General features: G+C 58.6%; 9 protein-coding genes and 4 pseudogenes. 8 read left to right on the top strand and 5 right to left on the bottom strand.

The annotated features are described in order from the left end of the window. The first annotated feature begins 1,291 nt into the window (after positions 1-1,291). Positions 1,292-2,149: a hypothetical protein gene (locus LDZ23_RS31200; RefSeq protein ID WP_244808834.1), complete on the top strand. Its 858-nt coding sequence runs from the start codon at positions 1,292-1,294 to the stop codon at positions 2,147-2,149. Positions 2,150-2,177: 28 nt separating this feature from the next. Here the strand turns inward: LDZ23_RS31200 and LDZ23_RS31205 are convergent, their stop codons facing one another. Further along, complete coding sequence (locus LDZ23_RS31205; RefSeq protein ID WP_244808835.1) at positions 2,178-2,420, bottom strand: hypothetical protein; 243 nt, start codon at positions 2,418-2,420, stop codon at positions 2,178-2,180. A gap of 419 nt (positions 2,421-2,839) precedes the next feature. Here LDZ23_RS31205 and LDZ23_RS31210 point away from each other — a divergent pair. Continuing rightward, a pseudogene (locus LDZ23_RS31210) lies at positions 2,840-3,002 on the top strand (IS5/IS1182 family transposase); the annotation flags it as partial. Here the strand turns inward: LDZ23_RS31210 and LDZ23_RS31215 are convergent. Further along, positions 3,002-4,390, bottom strand: a complete 1,389-nt coding sequence (locus LDZ23_RS31215; protein WP_244808836.1) for a replication initiation protein — start codon at positions 4,388-4,390, stop codon at positions 3,002-3,004. The pseudogene LDZ23_RS31210 and the gene LDZ23_RS31215 overlap by 1 nt on opposite strands. 865 nt (positions 4,391-5,255) lie before the next feature. Between LDZ23_RS31215 and LDZ23_RS31220 the strand changes: the two genes are divergently transcribed. From LDZ23_RS31220 to LDZ23_RS31240, 5 genes and pseudogenes are all read left to right on the top strand, one after another. After that, positions 5,256-6,467 (top strand): ParA family protein, encoded by a 1,212-nt coding sequence (locus LDZ23_RS31220; RefSeq protein ID WP_244808837.1) that lies wholly within the window; start codon positions 5,256-5,258, stop codon positions 6,465-6,467. After that, positions 6,464-7,450, top strand: coding sequence for a ParB/RepB/Spo0J family partition protein (locus LDZ23_RS31225; RefSeq protein ID WP_244808838.1), 987 nt, complete (start codon positions 6,464-6,466; stop codon positions 7,448-7,450). The genes LDZ23_RS31220 and LDZ23_RS31225 overlap by 4 nt, the downstream gene beginning before the upstream one ends. A gap of 2,358 nt (positions 7,451-9,808) precedes the next feature. Continuing rightward, positions 9,809-10,045, top strand: a complete 237-nt coding sequence (locus LDZ23_RS31230; protein ID WP_244808839.1) for a hypothetical protein — start codon at positions 9,809-9,811, stop codon at positions 10,043-10,045. A gap of 739 nt (positions 10,046-10,784) precedes the next feature. After that, complete coding sequence (locus LDZ23_RS31235) at positions 10,785-11,192, top strand: hypothetical protein (protein ID WP_244808840.1); 408 nt, start codon at positions 10,785-10,787, stop codon at positions 11,190-11,192. A 321-nt stretch (positions 11,193-11,513) separates the two neighbouring features. Continuing rightward, positions 11,514-12,059: pseudogene (locus LDZ23_RS31240) on the top strand (carbohydrate porin); the annotation flags it as partial. A 50-nt stretch (positions 12,060-12,109) separates the two neighbouring features. Here LDZ23_RS31240 and LDZ23_RS35060 read toward each other — a convergent pair. The 3 genes and pseudogenes from LDZ23_RS35060 to LDZ23_RS35070 all read right to left on the bottom strand — a co-directional run bounded on the left by LDZ23_RS35060 (position 12,110) and on the right by LDZ23_RS35070 (position 14,007). Next, complete coding sequence (locus LDZ23_RS35060) at positions 12,110-12,532, bottom strand: KUP/HAK/KT family potassium transporter (RefSeq protein ID WP_425306921.1); 423 nt, start codon at positions 12,530-12,532, stop codon at positions 12,110-12,112. 111 nt (positions 12,533-12,643) lie between these two features. Further along, a complete protein-coding gene (locus LDZ23_RS35065; RefSeq protein WP_425306922.1) occupies positions 12,644-13,180 on the bottom strand; it encodes a KUP/HAK/KT family potassium transporter in 537 nt (178 codons plus the stop codon). An 11-nt stretch (positions 13,181-13,191) separates the two neighbouring features. Then, a pseudogene (locus LDZ23_RS35070) lies at positions 13,192-14,007 on the bottom strand (KUP/HAK/KT family potassium transporter). 725 nt (positions 14,008-14,732) lie between these two features. Between LDZ23_RS35070 and LDZ23_RS31250 the strand changes: the two are divergent. Continuing rightward, positions 14,733-16,021: pseudogene (locus LDZ23_RS31250) on the top strand (NRAMP family divalent metal transporter). The last annotated feature ends 77 nt before the right edge of the window (positions 16,022-16,098 follow it).

Raw genomic sequence — 16,098 nt, forward strand, 5'->3', positions numbered from 1 at the left:
ACTGAGGCGTCGAGTGTGACAACTGCAGAAAGATCCGGATTGTCACACCTGTTTTTCCGTGTTTTTCGCTTTTAAAACAGATGGTTAGGGTAGGTCAGGCCCGACAAGGTGAATTATCAGTGATATGGCCCGCCGATCGATTGCTGTTGGCCTGGCGCCCTGAGGAGAAGGGCAGCGCTCCCAGGAAGCAGAGAACTCGCTATCGTCTAAAGGTGTTGTTTTATTAAACAACACCTTTGGTGCCTTCGATAGATTGCTTTTGTGCTCACACGGTCTCGTCAGCCAACTCTTCGCGGTCGCGGGAACCGCTGCCAACTCGTCGAGCCTTGTTTCGCTTACGGCGGCGAACTGATCCTGCCTCTCGGGCGCGGTCGAGAACTCGTAGGCAACGAACTCGCTGATGACCGTTTGGAGCTTCCCAACGATGAGCGCTTGCTGTCTTGCTGTTGCTCCGAGACCGCTTAATTTGAGTTCAGTTCGTCCGTCCCGATACTACTTCAGTGCTCCTATCTCACGTCCGTCGGGGCCTGGAAAGGCACGTACCCACTGAAATGCGTCTTCTTAGCAGCTCTCGACGGTGAGGTGCTGTCGAGCTTTTTGATGATAAAGACGCGTTGACCTTCGCGACGCAACAAAACCGTGAGCTCGTCGATGTCGGGCGAGTTGTAAAACTCGCGGGGATGAAGGGGTTCGAGACCAACTCCTCAAGCGCTCACCCGCAGATCTAGAACGTCCTGCCTGCAACTCGGAGAGGAGGTTTCGGGCAAGAAGAGCTTGGTGAGCCAACGATCGACTGTGGACTTGTAGATAAACTAACTTGCGGCGAACTAGCTGAAGCATTCCGACCGTGGTTCACGCGCCTAGGGTCGACGTATCCATAGGGACGAGGACGAAGTCGGATGCCGCGATAAGGATGGCGGAAAACTACGATCTGATCGTCGTCGACTGTTTATTTCCCGTCCTGGATTCAATTCGGCGGCTGCGTCGACAACCGTGAAGGGGTACGGCTCCGCGCCAGCGTTTGTAATCGGCGTCGATCACAAGGACCCGTAGGCCCGGATCGTCATCGCAATATGCGCCCGCGAGATTAAGGGGAATGGTCGTCTTACCGCTCCCACCTCTTTTTATTCGCTACTGCTAGCACTAGGCCCATGGCGCACCCTCGTCTATATGTATCGAACATCCGCATCAAGAATCCCTGCGGGCCTTGACGTGCGATTTCCAGTTGGAAACGACATCCATGCTAAAGAGCTCCCGCAGCGTGCCGACAAACAGTCGAAACGGAGGATAGATGGAAGCCTATATCGGAAAGCCGTTGAGCCGCAATCCGCTGGCCCTCGCTACGGTGTACAAAGACGGCCTGGGCCGGCTATGGCAAAACCAAACGGAGGCTGCAGAGTCCTTGGCAAGGTTTGGGGTTCAACGTGAACACGTCAATAGAGCGTTGCGCGTCTCGGCGATGCCTGCCGACGTACTTCTCCTCTTCACTGAAACCGGTTTGATCGGGAGGACGGCGCGAGAGCTTATCCGGATCGAACGAGCCATCGGGCGTGAGACGCTGGAACAACGAGCGCGCGCGATTCCGAAGGAGGGAAAGTCATGGGCCGAGATTATTCACCTGCTAGACGACAAGCCGCCGCCCGCGCCCGAACGTGGACGCACACCACAAGTCGATCTTCCTTTTGTTCGGGCAAGACAGTTCGTCGAGGGTGTCGCGGCCAACAAATGGCTAACGAAGAGCGAAGCGGCGAATCGGCAAGGCTGGGGAAAGGTACGGTTATCTGTTGCAACGGCCCTCTCCAAGCTTCCGACAGTGATTACAGAGCTGTTTGACGAGAAGCGATTTTCTCACGGCAACGCAGAGACGCTACTGGCACTTGTTAGAACGCTAGGCGTCTCCAAGGTTGCTCACAATGCCAAGCTCCTGTCGGAGCAGCCCGGTCGCCGGTCGGCGGCTGCAATCTTGAACTATCTTGCCGGTGGCCCAGGCGACGCCGACTGCCTGGTAAAGGTGCACGTCGTCGGGGACGCTGTTACTTTTTCCTTTAGCTTCAAGGCGCGTGCGACCCGGCGCAATCTCATAGACGTCGACCAACTGCGGGCACTAGCGATCTCGGCGCTGGCGAACTCAGTGGAAATCCCACGATAAGCCGGCGGTTTCCACGCGGAAATCGTCTTCAGAAACGCGCGATCTTGCGCTGATGATTGAGATCGCTATGCCAACGGTCGGGGCGGTACGCATAGCCGCGCAGTGCGGACCATCCGACCGTCGGCAACAGATTAACGAATTTGGCTGGTCCCGCAGGAATTGAAGACATCGCTTGCTGGTGAATAACGCGCGGACGCGGCGGTAACGGCATAGCGACCGGATCGGTTTCCACGTGGAAACCCACGTCGACGATAGGAGGCTTGCGCTGCATTGTTTGCTGCCACGGACAGGCATCAGTGCCTTGGCATGCTTCTTTAGTGAGAAAACCGCGCCCGTCCGCCAGTCAACGCGTGCATTCGTCCCTTCGGTCGCATGGTGGCTGCCGCGTGCGTCGCTTCCATACTCACGATTTCGTCACGATAACTGTTAGTTCGGCTAGATCGGAATCAACAGCGCCGGTGATTCCTGCCGTTGCGGTGACAAAGGTCACCGTTTTCTGATGGGCAGGGCCATCGTGCAGACGGAGTGTCTTGGAGGGGCTTAACCGTAAAGTGTCCAGCTAGAGCGTGTTAGGAACTTTGATGGCGGTTTAAATCAGGATACCAAAGTTAAATCCAGGTGACGATGATAACCCGGGGAGGCTATCCGACTGATCTGTCCGACGAACAATGGAATTCCGTGGTGCCCTAGCTGACACTGATGTTACAGCAAAGCTCCGCAGCGAAAGTACGAGTTGCGGGGAATGTTCAATGCGCTGCGCTGGCTCGTGCCGGCGTAGCGCATGCTCCCGACCAATTTGCCGCCGCGGGAACTCGTGTACCAGCAGACCCGGCGATGGCTGCGGGCCGGCTGCTAGCGCGAAACGCGGACCTGCGGCTTAATGCGCCCGAACACGAACTGACCGAAGTACCACGCAAGATCCGAATGTCCGAGGATATTGCAGTCGGATAACGCCGATGCGTCCAGTTGAAGACGCTTAAGCGTCAGCTTTCCCTGCGCCGACAGTACGTACGAGCGAACGAGATCTTTACGGGTCTTGTCGTCTGCCGCCTCGAAATGTTCACGCCCGAGACGGACTTCGTTATTCATGCGTTCGCGTGCTTCCTGATCCCGCTGGGCGACGCTCTTCGCGACCGTTTCGCTCGCCGCTGATTTCGCGGCCGCTGCCGCATTCTCGACTTTCGCCCGTTCCTCCTGAATTACGACCATCTTGCGTTCGGCTTCGGATACGCGCCAATTGTGGCTAAGGGCTTGCATTAGATACCCCGCCGGACTTTTTGTAACCTTGCCCTGATTAAGCCGAAACCGCGTGTATTCGATCGCTTGTTGGATGCGCTCGTCTGTCCAATCGAGGCGATGCTGTGCGATTGCATCAAACTGCTTCGTGTCGAGGCCGAACTCATTGCGAAGGATGAGCAACAAATCGTGCGATTCCGGCTGGCGGGCAAGCATCGACGCGACTGTGTCCTTGCGTTTGATGCGGAAGCGAATCCGGCTTATCTTCTTCGAGCCGGGCGTGTCGGCGCGCGTCTCATACACGACGTCGAGATCTGAGAGCTCATTCACTTGCTTCACCGCCGGCTCCAGATACTTCTGCCGGAAATGCTTGAACTCGGAGGCGCTTTTGCCCAGCTTGCCAGGCCAACTGCGCATGACATCGAGATCGAGCCAATCGGTCAGGCCATCGTGAACGTGTGGAAGCACATAGTCATAGATGGCGCGAGAATAGGTCTGCGTGAACGCGGCCGTAATGACCAGATTCAGCCAGTGATGCTTCTCCGGGCCGGTGATATGCCGCAGAATAAGCGGGGGTATCCGAAATTGGATGCGGCCCTTCCCTATCCCGACGGTCCCCATAAGCTGCTCGGAGACCCATCGATCGTCCTCGGTGGGCGCGCGGTCCGCGGGGGTGTCGGTAACTTCGATGAGCACGCGCTGCGCATCCTTGATCACCGAGCGCAGATGCCGAACGTTGCGGCTGTCATAGTGCATCAGCCATTTGAAGTAGTTCAGGTCGACATCGTAGTAGTCGCGCGGAGCGGGATCCTGTGCTGCGATGAAATAGGCTGCATCGATAAAACGACGCGGAGCGAGGCCGAGTCCGCTTATCGCGACAAAGAGGTTATTCCGCTTGAAACCGATCTCTTTTGTTGACTCGTCGATCGGCTGTCCCGACATATCCTCGAATAGCTGCAGCGACATCTGCGCAGATGTTGCCCCTTGGCCCACTTGATTGCCCATCCCTCCTCCGCGTAAGTTCTGGCGGACTTTACCACTCCGCAACGCCGAGTCAACACAATAAACGTTACCACCGTGGCCGCCCGATTCGACGCCGCACAAAGACCGTCGCCTTGCTGCACAACAACGGTTACCTGCTAGATCACAAAACGGTGCCTGCTCGCACAAGGAACGTTACCGAGGACACAAAAAACGTGACGTTTATGTGCCTAACTCATTGATCGAGATGGAAGCGAAGTTTCTGTTGGTAGGTTAGTAGGTCTTTTTATAAAAAAGACAAACCAACGGGGCCCTCACGAAAACTCTCAGATCGACTTCGGCGGTCCCGGAACGCTAATGCGGCAAGCCCATGCATGTGAGGCACGCGCGCAGCGGTGACAGTTTTTGTGCAAATACCCCGCCGAAGGTAACGTTTTTTGGGCAGGTGGACGAAGTCTCGCCTGAAAAGCAGTTTGACTCACAGTACCCGCTCTGCTGAGCCGAATTGGCACGGCACAAACACACTGAGAATGCGGAAAGGTAACGGTTTATGTGCGGAAGGCGGATGCCCGTGCGACGGCCGTCACGCTGCAGCCCTATGTACCGATGGAAGGTAACGGTTTATGTGCATCGAAATCGTCGACACGGCGGGGCCGAACGCTGGTTGCACAAAACTTGCCACCTTACGGCCGTCGCGAAACCGCGAAAGTGCACAAAAACTAGTACCTTTGCAGGCGCTTTGAGGGCCAGAATGGCCAGATCCTCCGCCTCAGGGGCGAAAGGGCCGTCGAATCGTAATTTTTGTGACAGCGGCCCTTCTATCGAATGGGCACTTTGACGCTTTCCGTGTATTCTTCGCTTTAACCTAATTCTGAGAAAAAGCGTCTAAATGGCAAAAACTATCGAACTGCCGGAAATTGATCGTCGGATCGATCTGCAAGGGGTCATCCGATTTGCAGAGGACGCTGCGACACTTTCGGACGAACTTCGAGAGATGATGCTCGCACCTCGGCCACGCAAGACGGCACCACGTTTCACCTCAACCCAGGTGGCGGAGTTGTGTGGAATTGACAGAGCAAAACTAAATTACCTCGCATCGCGCGAGGGGAGTGACCTTCCTCCTGGCGAAGTGCACGGGTCTGGGCGAAGTCGTGCGTTCTCACTGAGCGAGACGCGGGAATGGGTACAAAAGGTTTCTGACATCTATCAGACTCCTCTTCATACAGGCGTGCGTGACGGCAATGGAAAGGTCGTGCTTGTCGCGAACTTTAAGGGTGGCTCGACAAAAACCACGACAACGATGTGTCTTGCGCAAGGACTCACTCTGCGAGGGAGGAAGGTTCTCTTGATCGATCTCGATCCTCAGGCTTCGCTTACTGAGCTGTGCGGTCTGTACGCGGAAAAGGAAGTCACCGAGGAAAACACGGTCTTGCCTTTCATCTATAACCCACAGATGGATGGCGGCCTACTCAACTTCGTGCAAGAGACATACTGGGATGGGCTGGACGTGATCCCAGCGCATCCGACGCTTTTTTCGGCGGAGTTTCACATTCCTGGCTCGGTCATCAAAAATCCAAGCTATAAGTTTTGGGCGCTGCTTCGCGACGGAATGGCGCCGCTGCGGAAACGATACGACTACATCATTCTTGATACAGCGCCCTCGCTTTCGTATCTGACTATTAATGCCTTAATGGCGGCGGATTCGATGGTGATGCCGCTTGTGCCTGAAAGCTTGGATTTTATTAGCTCGGTTTCCTTCTGGGGACTCTTTTCTGATCTGGCGCAGAGCATCATGGAACATGGCGATACTCGCACGTATGACTTTATCTCCGTCCTCCTGTCGAAGGTCGACAATGGAACGTCGTCATCGGCCCCGGTCGTGCGGTCTTGGGTTCAACGAACTTACAAGGAATGGTTGAGCGGGCTCGAGGTGCCGGCGAGTTCAGCAATGAGTAACGGAGCGCTTGCCATGGCGACTGTTTTTGATATCAGTAAGGGCGACCTCGCTGAAAAGACTGTTTCACGCGTGCGTCAGCCGCTGATGGACTATGTGCGTTGGCTGGACGACCTGTATATAGAACATTGGAGGACCGGCAAATGAGTTCGTTTCGGGAGCGGATGCTGCAAAAAACCGCCGAACTGGGTGCCGGAGCGGAGCGCCAGGCGAAGGCGCCATCCGCATCGGCAGAAACGCGTCGCTCGAGTGCATTCAAAACCGGTCCGGGTATGCTTGGGGCGCTGGCCGCCGCCGAGCAGCGCATTCAACAGTTGGAGGCGACGAGCGATAAGCTAATGCTGCCGGTCGGGGCGATCCGGCCGAATCCTTGGCAGCCGCGCAAGGTTTTCAGCGATGATGCTCTTGCGTCACTTGCCGAGTCGATTCGAGAAGTCGGACTGGTCGAGCCAGTCGTCGTCCGCCGCGTCGAGGGCGGATATCAGTTGATTGCCGGTGAGCGCCGCTTGCGTGCCCATAAATTACTCGATCTCGATGAGATCAAGGCCGCAGTTATTGAATGCTCCGACGAAGACATGGCGGTCCTCTCGCTTGTCGAAAATGTCGGTCGGGAGGATTTGACAGACTACGAGATTGGTCAATCGCTGCGTGTGGTGGAGGGAGAATTTCCAAGCCGAAAACGCATGGCCGAAGCGCTAGGCATGTCGCGCAAAGGCTTATATCGGTTTCTCGCATTCGAGAACCTTCCGGACTTTGTCCGTCAGGATCTGGATCTGAACCCACATCTGCTAGGCGGGGCAGCTGCCGACGAAGTAGTGTCTGCCATCAAAAAGCATGGGGAAGCAGGTATTGAGGCGGCCCGGGCTCTGTGGACGTCCGTGGCGAGGGGGGCGCTCGACCAAGGGAAGTTCGCCACGGCAATCAAACAGCACGTATTGAAAGGGCATGGTCATCAAGGTGTACACGAGCGCAGTATCGAGAAGATTTTTTCGGGGAAGAGCCATGCTGGCACGATCACAAGGGACGCGAGCAGTTTCACGGTGAAGATCAAGACCGGCGTGCTGTCGGAAGAGCAAGAAAAAGAAATCCGAAGACTGATCAGTTCGTTATTCAGCGTCACACCTAGCTGATCCGTTTCTCTTCGCCTGGCCGCCACGGAGCGGCCTTTTTTACGACAGAGGCTGCCGCGAAGCGCGGCGTCACCATGGGTGGCTAACGTCGGTCGCGAATGGTGTCTTACCGCCATCCAACATTTGCAGCATAGGGCGAATGGGACCGTGGAGTTTGCACGCCAAGTTGGCGGCCTGCGACGCTGTAGTTTTCCTGTTTCCCAGCAGCCCCCGCGATTGGTGGGAGAATCTCACGCCGGGCGTCCGGGTGCCGCCCTTTCGCACTGGTCGCCGCCTCAAAACCCGGAACCCTGGCTGTCGTGGCAGCACGGGACGGGCTGCTGAGCACCAAACGCGGCACGTCCGCGGTTTGAGTCAGACTGGTTCTCCCGTGTGCCCTGCTACCATCACGCGAGGTGCTCGCGAGAGCCCGCCTTGACGCCTTGATCAGCGAGATAGGCCGAGGCGAGTGTGTCAAGTCGACACACAGTCGCTTTCTCGGAGAATCGCGCGAGAACTGCACTTCGATTAGTCGGCTGTGTGCCTTAATAAATGAATTAACGAACGACGAGCTGTCGGCTGGCAGAGCCTCCGCCGGCGACTGAGTCCATGTGTCAACTTGACACACTTGTAGTCGACTCCTCTCATTGGAAATTGCGCTTCAGCGAGCCTTAGCAGCACCCGAACCATTAGATCCGCGGGGGTAAGGGGACCGATGGCGACCTCCGACTTGTGGGGAGCGGACTGTTGCTTCCGTCTTTCCCAGATCGCCCAACGCCGGCGAGGCTAGCTGCGCCGCGACCGCGCTCCGACCAAAACGCCCGGTCACTGCCGAGACACGCATGAACAATGTACGCGCGGTTTTGGCCGCTGCGCCACCGCCGGTAGCCAAACCGCATGAAAGAACTGCCGCTAAGGTGCCTCCGAGGTGAGCCGACGGAGACCGCGCGAATCGTCGAAACCCACCGGGACGAGCGCAGGTACTCAGTGCTTGACGGCTTCCCAGACAGATCATCGAACGCAACCCCCGCAGCCTGGGTTCGAGACAATCCGCAATTGGTCCGCTCCGAACGAACATAGGCAGCTCAAAAAAGCGCGCCGCGCCTTTGACACCTCGTATCCCCGCGTCGGTTGCCAGGGTTAGTCGTGATTCCTCGAAAAGCGCAAGTCGAGGAACGTACCCGGCCTTTGTCGGTGCGAGGACCGACCGCGCGGCAACTTCAGCCGATGAAACCACCGTCTTCCGGCACGCCCCACGCAGATTGAGATGGGGACGGAAAGATGACCCCGATGTCCGCGCGGCGCCGCCGCTGCCGTCGCCATTGTCGAGCAGCCTAGAGAGCACAACCAGTTGTCTCGCCGATCGTCTGCGGACGGGCACCGTTTGGCTTCTCCAGGCGAGACAGGCGGGAAACGGCGTGCCTAGAACATTCTCACGGACCTTTCCGACTTTCCCCGGCATTGCTTGAATCAACGACGGAAACGTCTCTTCTCAGCGCTACTCCACGCGCGCGACCTCAAGCCTGATAAGTCGTGTTATCGGGAGAGGTCACCGCGAAGCTAGGGAGATCGACCACCATGGTCTCCCGTGATTTCAAGCCAAGACCTGCCTCAACGGCCACACTGCTTTGTCGCCGAACATCGCCATGATTGCCTTAGTGTCGCGTCAGTCAGCGTGGCTGGTTCCTGCAAGCTACTGGCGTCAGTGACACCGAGGTCGGCTTACCGCGACGTGGTCTGCATCTCAAGCTCGCTCCGAGTGGCGCCTCGTCAGATGCGAGGCCGAGAGACGAGGGCGCGGCCACACAGTCGAGTCGATCGAGTGACGCATCGCGTTGCGCTGCGGGTGCAAGACGCCGCACTAGCGCTCGCGGAAAATATTGTTGTCGATTCCTGGTCCTGCGCCGATGGAAATCGGGCTTTCGACAGACGCCGTCTGCTTCTTGTCGCAAGCTGGCGGTGGACTTCCGCGTATCTTCTCTTGCCCGCGCGTGGAACATCGCTGAAGAAGTTGCGCGCCACTTAAGCAATTGATTTAAAATATTTTTTCGAGATTCTGACGAATTGTTTCACGGCGTCCGGTGCCAGGACACGCCTGTCGGGCGGTTTTTTCAGCGAGTCCCCCGGCGGTCGGTCCCGTTGTCGCACAGCGTATCGAAGAAGACGGGTTGTGTGAAATTCGATACGTTTCGCGCTGGGAGGATCCTAGGTCCTTGTCGGCTCACGTCGGCGATCCAACCACTTCAAAATATTGAAGCTTGCGAGTAGGGTGAGCTGGCAGTCAGGAGCCGAACGCTGCCGTAGAGGAAGGTGACGCGGGTTACGCACCGCGACAGAAGCGCTAATCTAATAGCAACGGTCCTTTAATGCGAGCTTGCTATGGAGTGGAAAGATTCCCGGCCGACCGCGCCCGGTTACTACTGGTTGCGCTTTGTCGACGAGCGATCGCCGCAACAAACAATAGCGGAAATCTCCGCGGTGCCTGGCGACGGGGTGGTCGATTTCGTTGTGATTCTGATGGGAGACGACACCATCATGGAACTCGATGACGCGTACTTCGATGGGGGCCTCTTCGCTGGACCCATCGAGCCGCCGATGACTCGCGATCGACCTTAACAAGTCGGCGGCTAAGTGACGGCGCGAAGGAGTGACGGCTTTGCGCTCGTCGAGCCACGGAGGCGCCTTTTCGCCGCTGCGGAGGAACGCGGCGGGTTCCATTACTACAGAACGGCCTGACCCCCGCTCTGCTTTTCGTCGCCACCATCGCACCGCGCTGCCGGCCTGCGGTAATCGCGGTCTCGCTCGTAACCGCCATTCCAAGTCAAGGGCTCGCCTTCGCGAGATTCGCCTATCGACATTGGCGATCGAATGCCTGATTGAAGATTATCTGCATCTACGGCGCTGCGCATCGACCGCTATGCGGAGGCGATCGAAGGACTTCCTGCAGCACTGATGCTGCGTCTTCTTGAGCTGCTGGGCGACGAAGCTGGACCCGCCGGTGAGGACAGGTACGCCGCGGACGGCCTCGCAATAGAGACTTGCTTGATGACCTTAACGATAGGCATCGCCTTCGCACGTGACCGTCGCCTAGCATATTTAGGAAGCCTGATAATGTCTATTATCGGGATAGCGTTTCAGGGGTAGAATTGGCCAATTCTGATTTACCTGAGAGGGCAGGGGCCCGTGGCACAAGGCGAAGAGGACTTTGACGGCGAGCACGGCGATCGGGCTGGCGCCGGGGCGCATGGGCGCTGGCCCAACGAGGCCCCGACCGCGGCGGTCGCGCGCGTGGGGCTCGCGCTCGACGAGGCGATCACGCTGAAACGCCGCGCGGCTTACCGCCCACGGCGATGCGGTGCCGTTGCTGCCAGTGAAACCCTCCCGGCTCGAACTGGCGGTGGTGATCGCGCTCGCCGAAACCTATGGCGCCGCGCTCACGAAAGACGCGCGCTTTGTGCCGGTGCTCGACTTCATCGCCGACTATGGCGCGGTCAAGCTGGTGCAGCGGGTGATGTATGGCGCGCGCCCGACCACCGATTTCGGTGTCACCGCGTACGCCGCGGAAAATGCGCGCCTGGCCGAACTGCTGCGCGAGGCGCGCGTGGCCTTCGAGTTCCTGTGCGCGACCTGGCCGGAGGTGTTCATGGCCCAGGCGAGCGAGGCGCTCGCGCAGCTCGGGCTGCCGCGGCTGCGTGCACCGGCGCCGCCAGCGCCGCCCGAGCCCCCGCTCGAGTCGGAAGACGGGGAGCGTGACGATGGCTGAGCGAGCACGGCTCGACGGCGTCCGTCCCGGAAAAGCTCACCGAGTCACTCACCCTTGAGCGCGGCTATACGACCAAGGATTTCACTGCGCTGCGCGCGTATGTGCAGCGCATCCCTCCGGCGGTGATCGCGCGCACCTACTACGATCCCGACGAGGATGCGCACGCGGCGACGCCCGGCGCGATGGAGCGGCATCTCACCACGATGCTCGACGCGCTGGTGGCGCTCGCGCTGGCGCACGGCTCGAGCGCGCTCGCCGATCATCCGCGCGCGTCGATCCGTCAGCACGGCCGACCGTTGCTCACCCGCGATTCGACGCACGAGCCTGTCCCTAGCAAGTCCAGCAAGCACGCAGAGCTCGCAGAATCACAAGGGCAATTACAGCTTCTACGCGGTTGCCGACCAGATGGTCTGGCGTCGGTCGGCGGACAGCCCGCAGTCGGTCAACGCGTTTGCACGCATCATGGGCGCGCCGGGCGATCCAAACCTCGTGGATGTCTGCATGAATGCGGGTGTTCCGCTCATGGCGCCATTTAGGGGACGCGATGACGATGTCGTAGGACTGGCCCCCGGCTACGCGAAGATCGGGGCGCACGCACAGGACCTCGCCAGCGATACGGCGTCGTTCACCACGCCCTGACTCCCGTCGCGCAGTGCGGAGACGGTGATAGGGGCGACTTACCCGTATCAGGTACGCCGTGGTGGCTGCTCCAGGCCGACTCGCTGTATCTCTTCCGCCCGTCGGGGGCATTCCGTACTTGACAATCCGACGACACGTATCGGCAACGAGTTCGTGCTGGGCGCACGGACAACCTCGGTTTTTGAGTCGGCGCATTACGGGTGGCCCAATATCGATTGCTTCAGGTAACGCAGTCGTCGAATCGCCGCACACAAGCCCGTCGAGAGATCTATCAACAATCACAGATTAACCGGGCCGCCCATCTCGACGACCCGATTCGGCGGCAGGCTGAAGTAATCGGCTGCCTGAGCGGCATTTCTCACCAGGAACGCGAATAGCCTTTCGCGCCATAACGCCATCGCATGACTCTTTCCCGTTGCGACGATGGTGTCGCGCCCCAGGAAAAAGGAGACGTCGAGGGGGTCGTAATGCCAGTTTGGTACCCGCGTTTCGACCAGCGCGAGAACGGCCGGGATGTTGGGAATCTCAATGAATCCGTGCCGCACGGCCACCGAGTAACAACCGCTTCCGAGATCTTCGACGGCAATCTTGTCTTGGTCCGATACGTGAGGTGTGTTATCGGTCGAGCCAGACATGAAGAGTTTGACTTGATGCATGACGCCGTTGTGCTTTAGGTTGTGCAGGAACGCGGTATGCGTCATGGCGGGCACTCCGCTCGGGAAAACCGCCGTGCCCTGTGTCCGTACGACCGGATGTTCGCCGGTCGTCAGCGACGCGATGAGGGGCGCCAGCGCAAGACTATCTTTCGCGATTTATTGCACGACCAATTCCCGACCCTTGTGCCACGTCGTCATCACCGTGAAGAGCGCGGCGCCGGCCAGCAGGGGAAACCATCCGCCATCCATGACCTTGCTGGCGTTGCTCGACACGAACAATGCATCGACGAGCGCAATTGGACCGATGACGGTGAAGGTCGCAATAGGTTTCCAGCGCCATAGGCAATGCGTGATGAAATACATCAGGAGCGTAGTCAGCAGCATGGTGGATGCGACGGCGATGCCGTATGCCGCCGCGAGGTTGTCTGAGGACCGGAAGAAGAGGACGAGGAAGACGACGGCGACATAGAGCGTAAGATTAACGAACGGCACATAGACCTGACCGATCTCGTGGCTCGAAGTATGGACTACGGGGATGCGTGGTAGCAGTCCCAGTTGCACTGCCTGCTTAGTCATTGAAAAAGCGCCCGATATAACCGCCTGGGAGGCAATGATGGTCGCCAGTGCGGAAAGCACCACGAGCGGTATCAGCGCCCACGAGGGCACCGATTCAAAGAAGGGCTGACCGATCACGGAAGGCTTGCTTAGCACCAGTGCGGCCTGGCCGAATTAGTTGAGCACCAGACTGGAAAGACCAGCAATAGCCACGACAGCCGAATCGGTCGCTTGCCGAAATGCCCCTTGTCGGCATAAAGAGCCTCGCCGCCGGTCAGTGCGAGAAAAACGGACCCGAGGGCGACGAACGCGGTGGCCGGCGAGTGCACGAGGAAATCGAACGCAAAGACGGGCGACGCGGCACGGAGGATGCCAGGACGATCCGCGATATTCGTCACCCCGATCACCGCAAGCGCGACGAACCAGATCAACATCACCGGCCCGAACAGCTTTCCAACGGCGCCGGTACCGCGCTTCTGCAAGTTGAATAGCCCCGTGAGAATGATCAGCGCAATCGGTACGATCTATTCCGAGAGATGAGAGTTGACGAGCGTTACGCCTTCTACAGCAGAGGTGACGGAAATCGCCGGTGTGATCATGGAGTCGCCGCAGAACATCGCAGCGCCGAATACGCCAAGGGTCAGCAGGAAGCGACGTAACCGGACCGGCGCAACTTCCGACGCGAGCGCAGTCAGTGCAAGAATGCCGCCTTCTCTGTCGTTGTCCGCCCGCATGACGAAGGACACGTATTTGAACGTGACCACTACCACGATCGACCAGAGGATCAGCGAGACGATCCCATAGACGTTCGTCGGACTGACGCCGCCCGCGGCTTTCAGGCATTCCCTGAGCGTGTAGAGCGGGCTGGTTCCAATGTCCCCAAAGACCACGCCGATAGCACCGAGCGCGAGCGCCGGCAACGCGCGAGTTTCATGAGACCCAGTGTGCAAGGGGGATGTCGACATATTGCAAGCTTCATAGAAGAGGGAGCAGCGTTGCGCACGGATCTGCGCATTCACGATTCAAACGCGACAAAAAGTCGCGATCGCGCCTGTCGTGGGCTGGTGGTCATAACACGATACCGTTCACGCGGCCAATGAGAAAGGGCACTTCCCCCGATCCAAGATTCGACGGGCTTGCGATGTTGCCTATCGGTCGACCTGCTGCTTTCGAAAAGACTTTCCGCGGGTGGCTCCTGCAACGCTGCGGACGGTTGTTGGGATGAAAATAAGTAACATGACGCCGACCCGTATGCTGCGAGATCCGTACAAGTCCCCCGGGGTGCTAGGAGAATCGTAACCAATTTGCTCTGGGTGCAGTTGAATGTATAGAAGAACCAGCCAACGGCGCGAACAACCAGGCGAGATGCAGGTGACGTGCGGCGGGGTGCCGTTCGTACCGACTTGGCGTGCCGTGACCGCCAACCCAAAGGCCCTCTTTGCATCGATGCGGACCCAGATGGGCCATGACTAGAGTAACGGCTCCGAAGATTGCGAACGCGGTCCCGGAAACCATTCGGCCCGTCGCATGTAACGAGATCGAAAGAAGTGAGGTAATGGCCAGTGTGAGAAGTTGGGCGACGTGCCCGGACCTCAGCGTCCGCAAAGCATGGGCACCTATGCGTCCCGCATTAACGCGAGGGTTGCTTTGCCGGGTTCGAGAATTGCGTTGGCGCGTAGGGAGGCCCGCCATGAACGAAAACGAAGTTCGAGAGCCCGAAAGCACGATCCGCGATCCTGTCGAGCGATCGTGGATCCGACGGTTAGGGCCCGGTCTGATTACCGGAGCCGCAGATGATGATCCATCCGGCATCGGCACTTACTCGCAGGCCGGTGCTCAGTTCGGCTACGATCTGCTGTGGACGCTCCTGCTGACGTATCCACTTATGACGGCCATACAATTGGTCAGCGCGCGGATTGGGCGGGTGACCGGGAAGGGCCTGGCGTCGAACATGCGCATCCATTACCCGAAATGGCTGCTCTATAGCGCGGTCGTTTTGTGGTACTCGCAAACGTGATCAATATCGCTGCTGACCTCTCGGCGATGGGCGCCGCGGTCGGATTGCTGGTTCATGGTCCGCAGCAGTTGTACGTCGTAATCCTCGGCGGGATGTCAGTCGCGCTTCAAATTTTCATTTCCTACGACCGCTATGCGCGCTTCCTCAAGTGGACCGCCCTAGCGCTTTTGGCCTATGTCGCGGTCGCCCTTGTTGTTCCCATCCAGTGGGGCGACGTAGCGAGGGGGACCCTTCGGCCTCACATCTCGCTGACGTCCGACTATCTCACGACGGTCGTCGCTGTGCTCGGCACTACCATCAGTCCGTATCTGTTCTTTTGGCAGGCGTCTCAGGAAGTCGAGGAAATGTGCTCGAAGGGTCAGGGGCCATTGCGTCGGATGCCGAATCAGGCGCCGGTGCAGCTGCGTCGAATTAACTTTGACACGTGGATCGGCATGGGGGTGTCTAACGTCATCGCCTTCTTTATCGTGTTGACGGCGTCGGCGACCCTTCACTTACATCACGTCGACGTCAAGACGTCCGCCGATGCCGCGCGGGCGCTCGAGCCCATCGCCGGGCGTTTCGCGTATGTCTTGTTTGCGTTGGGTATCATCGGCACGGGCCTGTTGGCGCTTCCTGTCCTTGCGGGGTCCGCGGCTTACGCCGCCGCCGGCAGCTTTCGCTGGCGCAGCAGTCTCGCGCTGCATCCGACGCTCGCACGTGAGTTTTATGCCGTGATTGCGCTGTCGATTATCGGCGGCGTGGCGATCACCTTCATGCACTTCGACCCGATTCGAGCGCTCTACTGGAGTGCGGTCATCAATGGCCTGACCGCCGTGCCAATCATGGTAGTCATGATGTTGACGGCCCAAAGTCGGCGCATTATGGGTGAGTTCGCGGTTCGCAGTGTGTTGGCCTGGGGTGGCTGGCTTGCGACTTTCGCGATGGCGATCGCGGCAATCGGTATGTTCGTGCCGGGGTAGGATCCGACAACTTCGCTTGTGCGGGCCAGTTCGGCACCAGGAAGTCGCGTCATTTGGGTGACCGACGGATCGATCGT

It is taken from the genome of Caballeronia zhejiangensis (assembly GCF_022879815.1).
In the GTDB taxonomy this organism is placed as follows: Bacteria; Pseudomonadota; Gammaproteobacteria; order Burkholderiales; family Burkholderiaceae; genus Caballeronia; species Caballeronia zhejiangensis.

What these genes read in the sequence shown, in the direction of transcription:
- LDZ23_RS31200 (WP_244808834.1), top strand. Translation starts at nt 1,292, where the DNA reads ATGGAAGCCTATATCGGAAAGCCGTTGAGCCGCAATCCGCTGGCCCTC.
- LDZ23_RS31205 (WP_244808835.1), bottom strand. Translation starts at nt 2,420, where the DNA reads ATGCAGCGCAAGCCTCCTATCGTCGACGTGGGTTTCCACGTGGAAACC.
- LDZ23_RS31215 (WP_244808836.1), bottom strand. Translation starts at nt 4,390, where the DNA reads ATGGGCAATCAAGTGGGCCAAGGGGCAACATCTGCGCAGATGTCGCTG.
- LDZ23_RS31220 (WP_244808837.1), top strand. Translation starts at nt 5,256, where the DNA reads ATGGCAAAAACTATCGAACTGCCGGAAATTGATCGTCGGATCGATCTG.
- LDZ23_RS31225 (WP_244808838.1), top strand. Translation starts at nt 6,464, where the DNA reads ATGAGTTCGTTTCGGGAGCGGATGCTGCAAAAAACCGCCGAACTGGGT.
- LDZ23_RS31230 (WP_244808839.1), top strand. Translation starts at nt 9,809, where the DNA reads ATGGAGTGGAAAGATTCCCGGCCGACCGCGCCCGGTTACTACTGGTTG.
- LDZ23_RS35060 (WP_425306921.1), bottom strand. Translation starts at nt 12,532, where the DNA reads ATGACGCATACCGCGTTCCTGCACAACCTAAAGCACAACGGCGTCATG.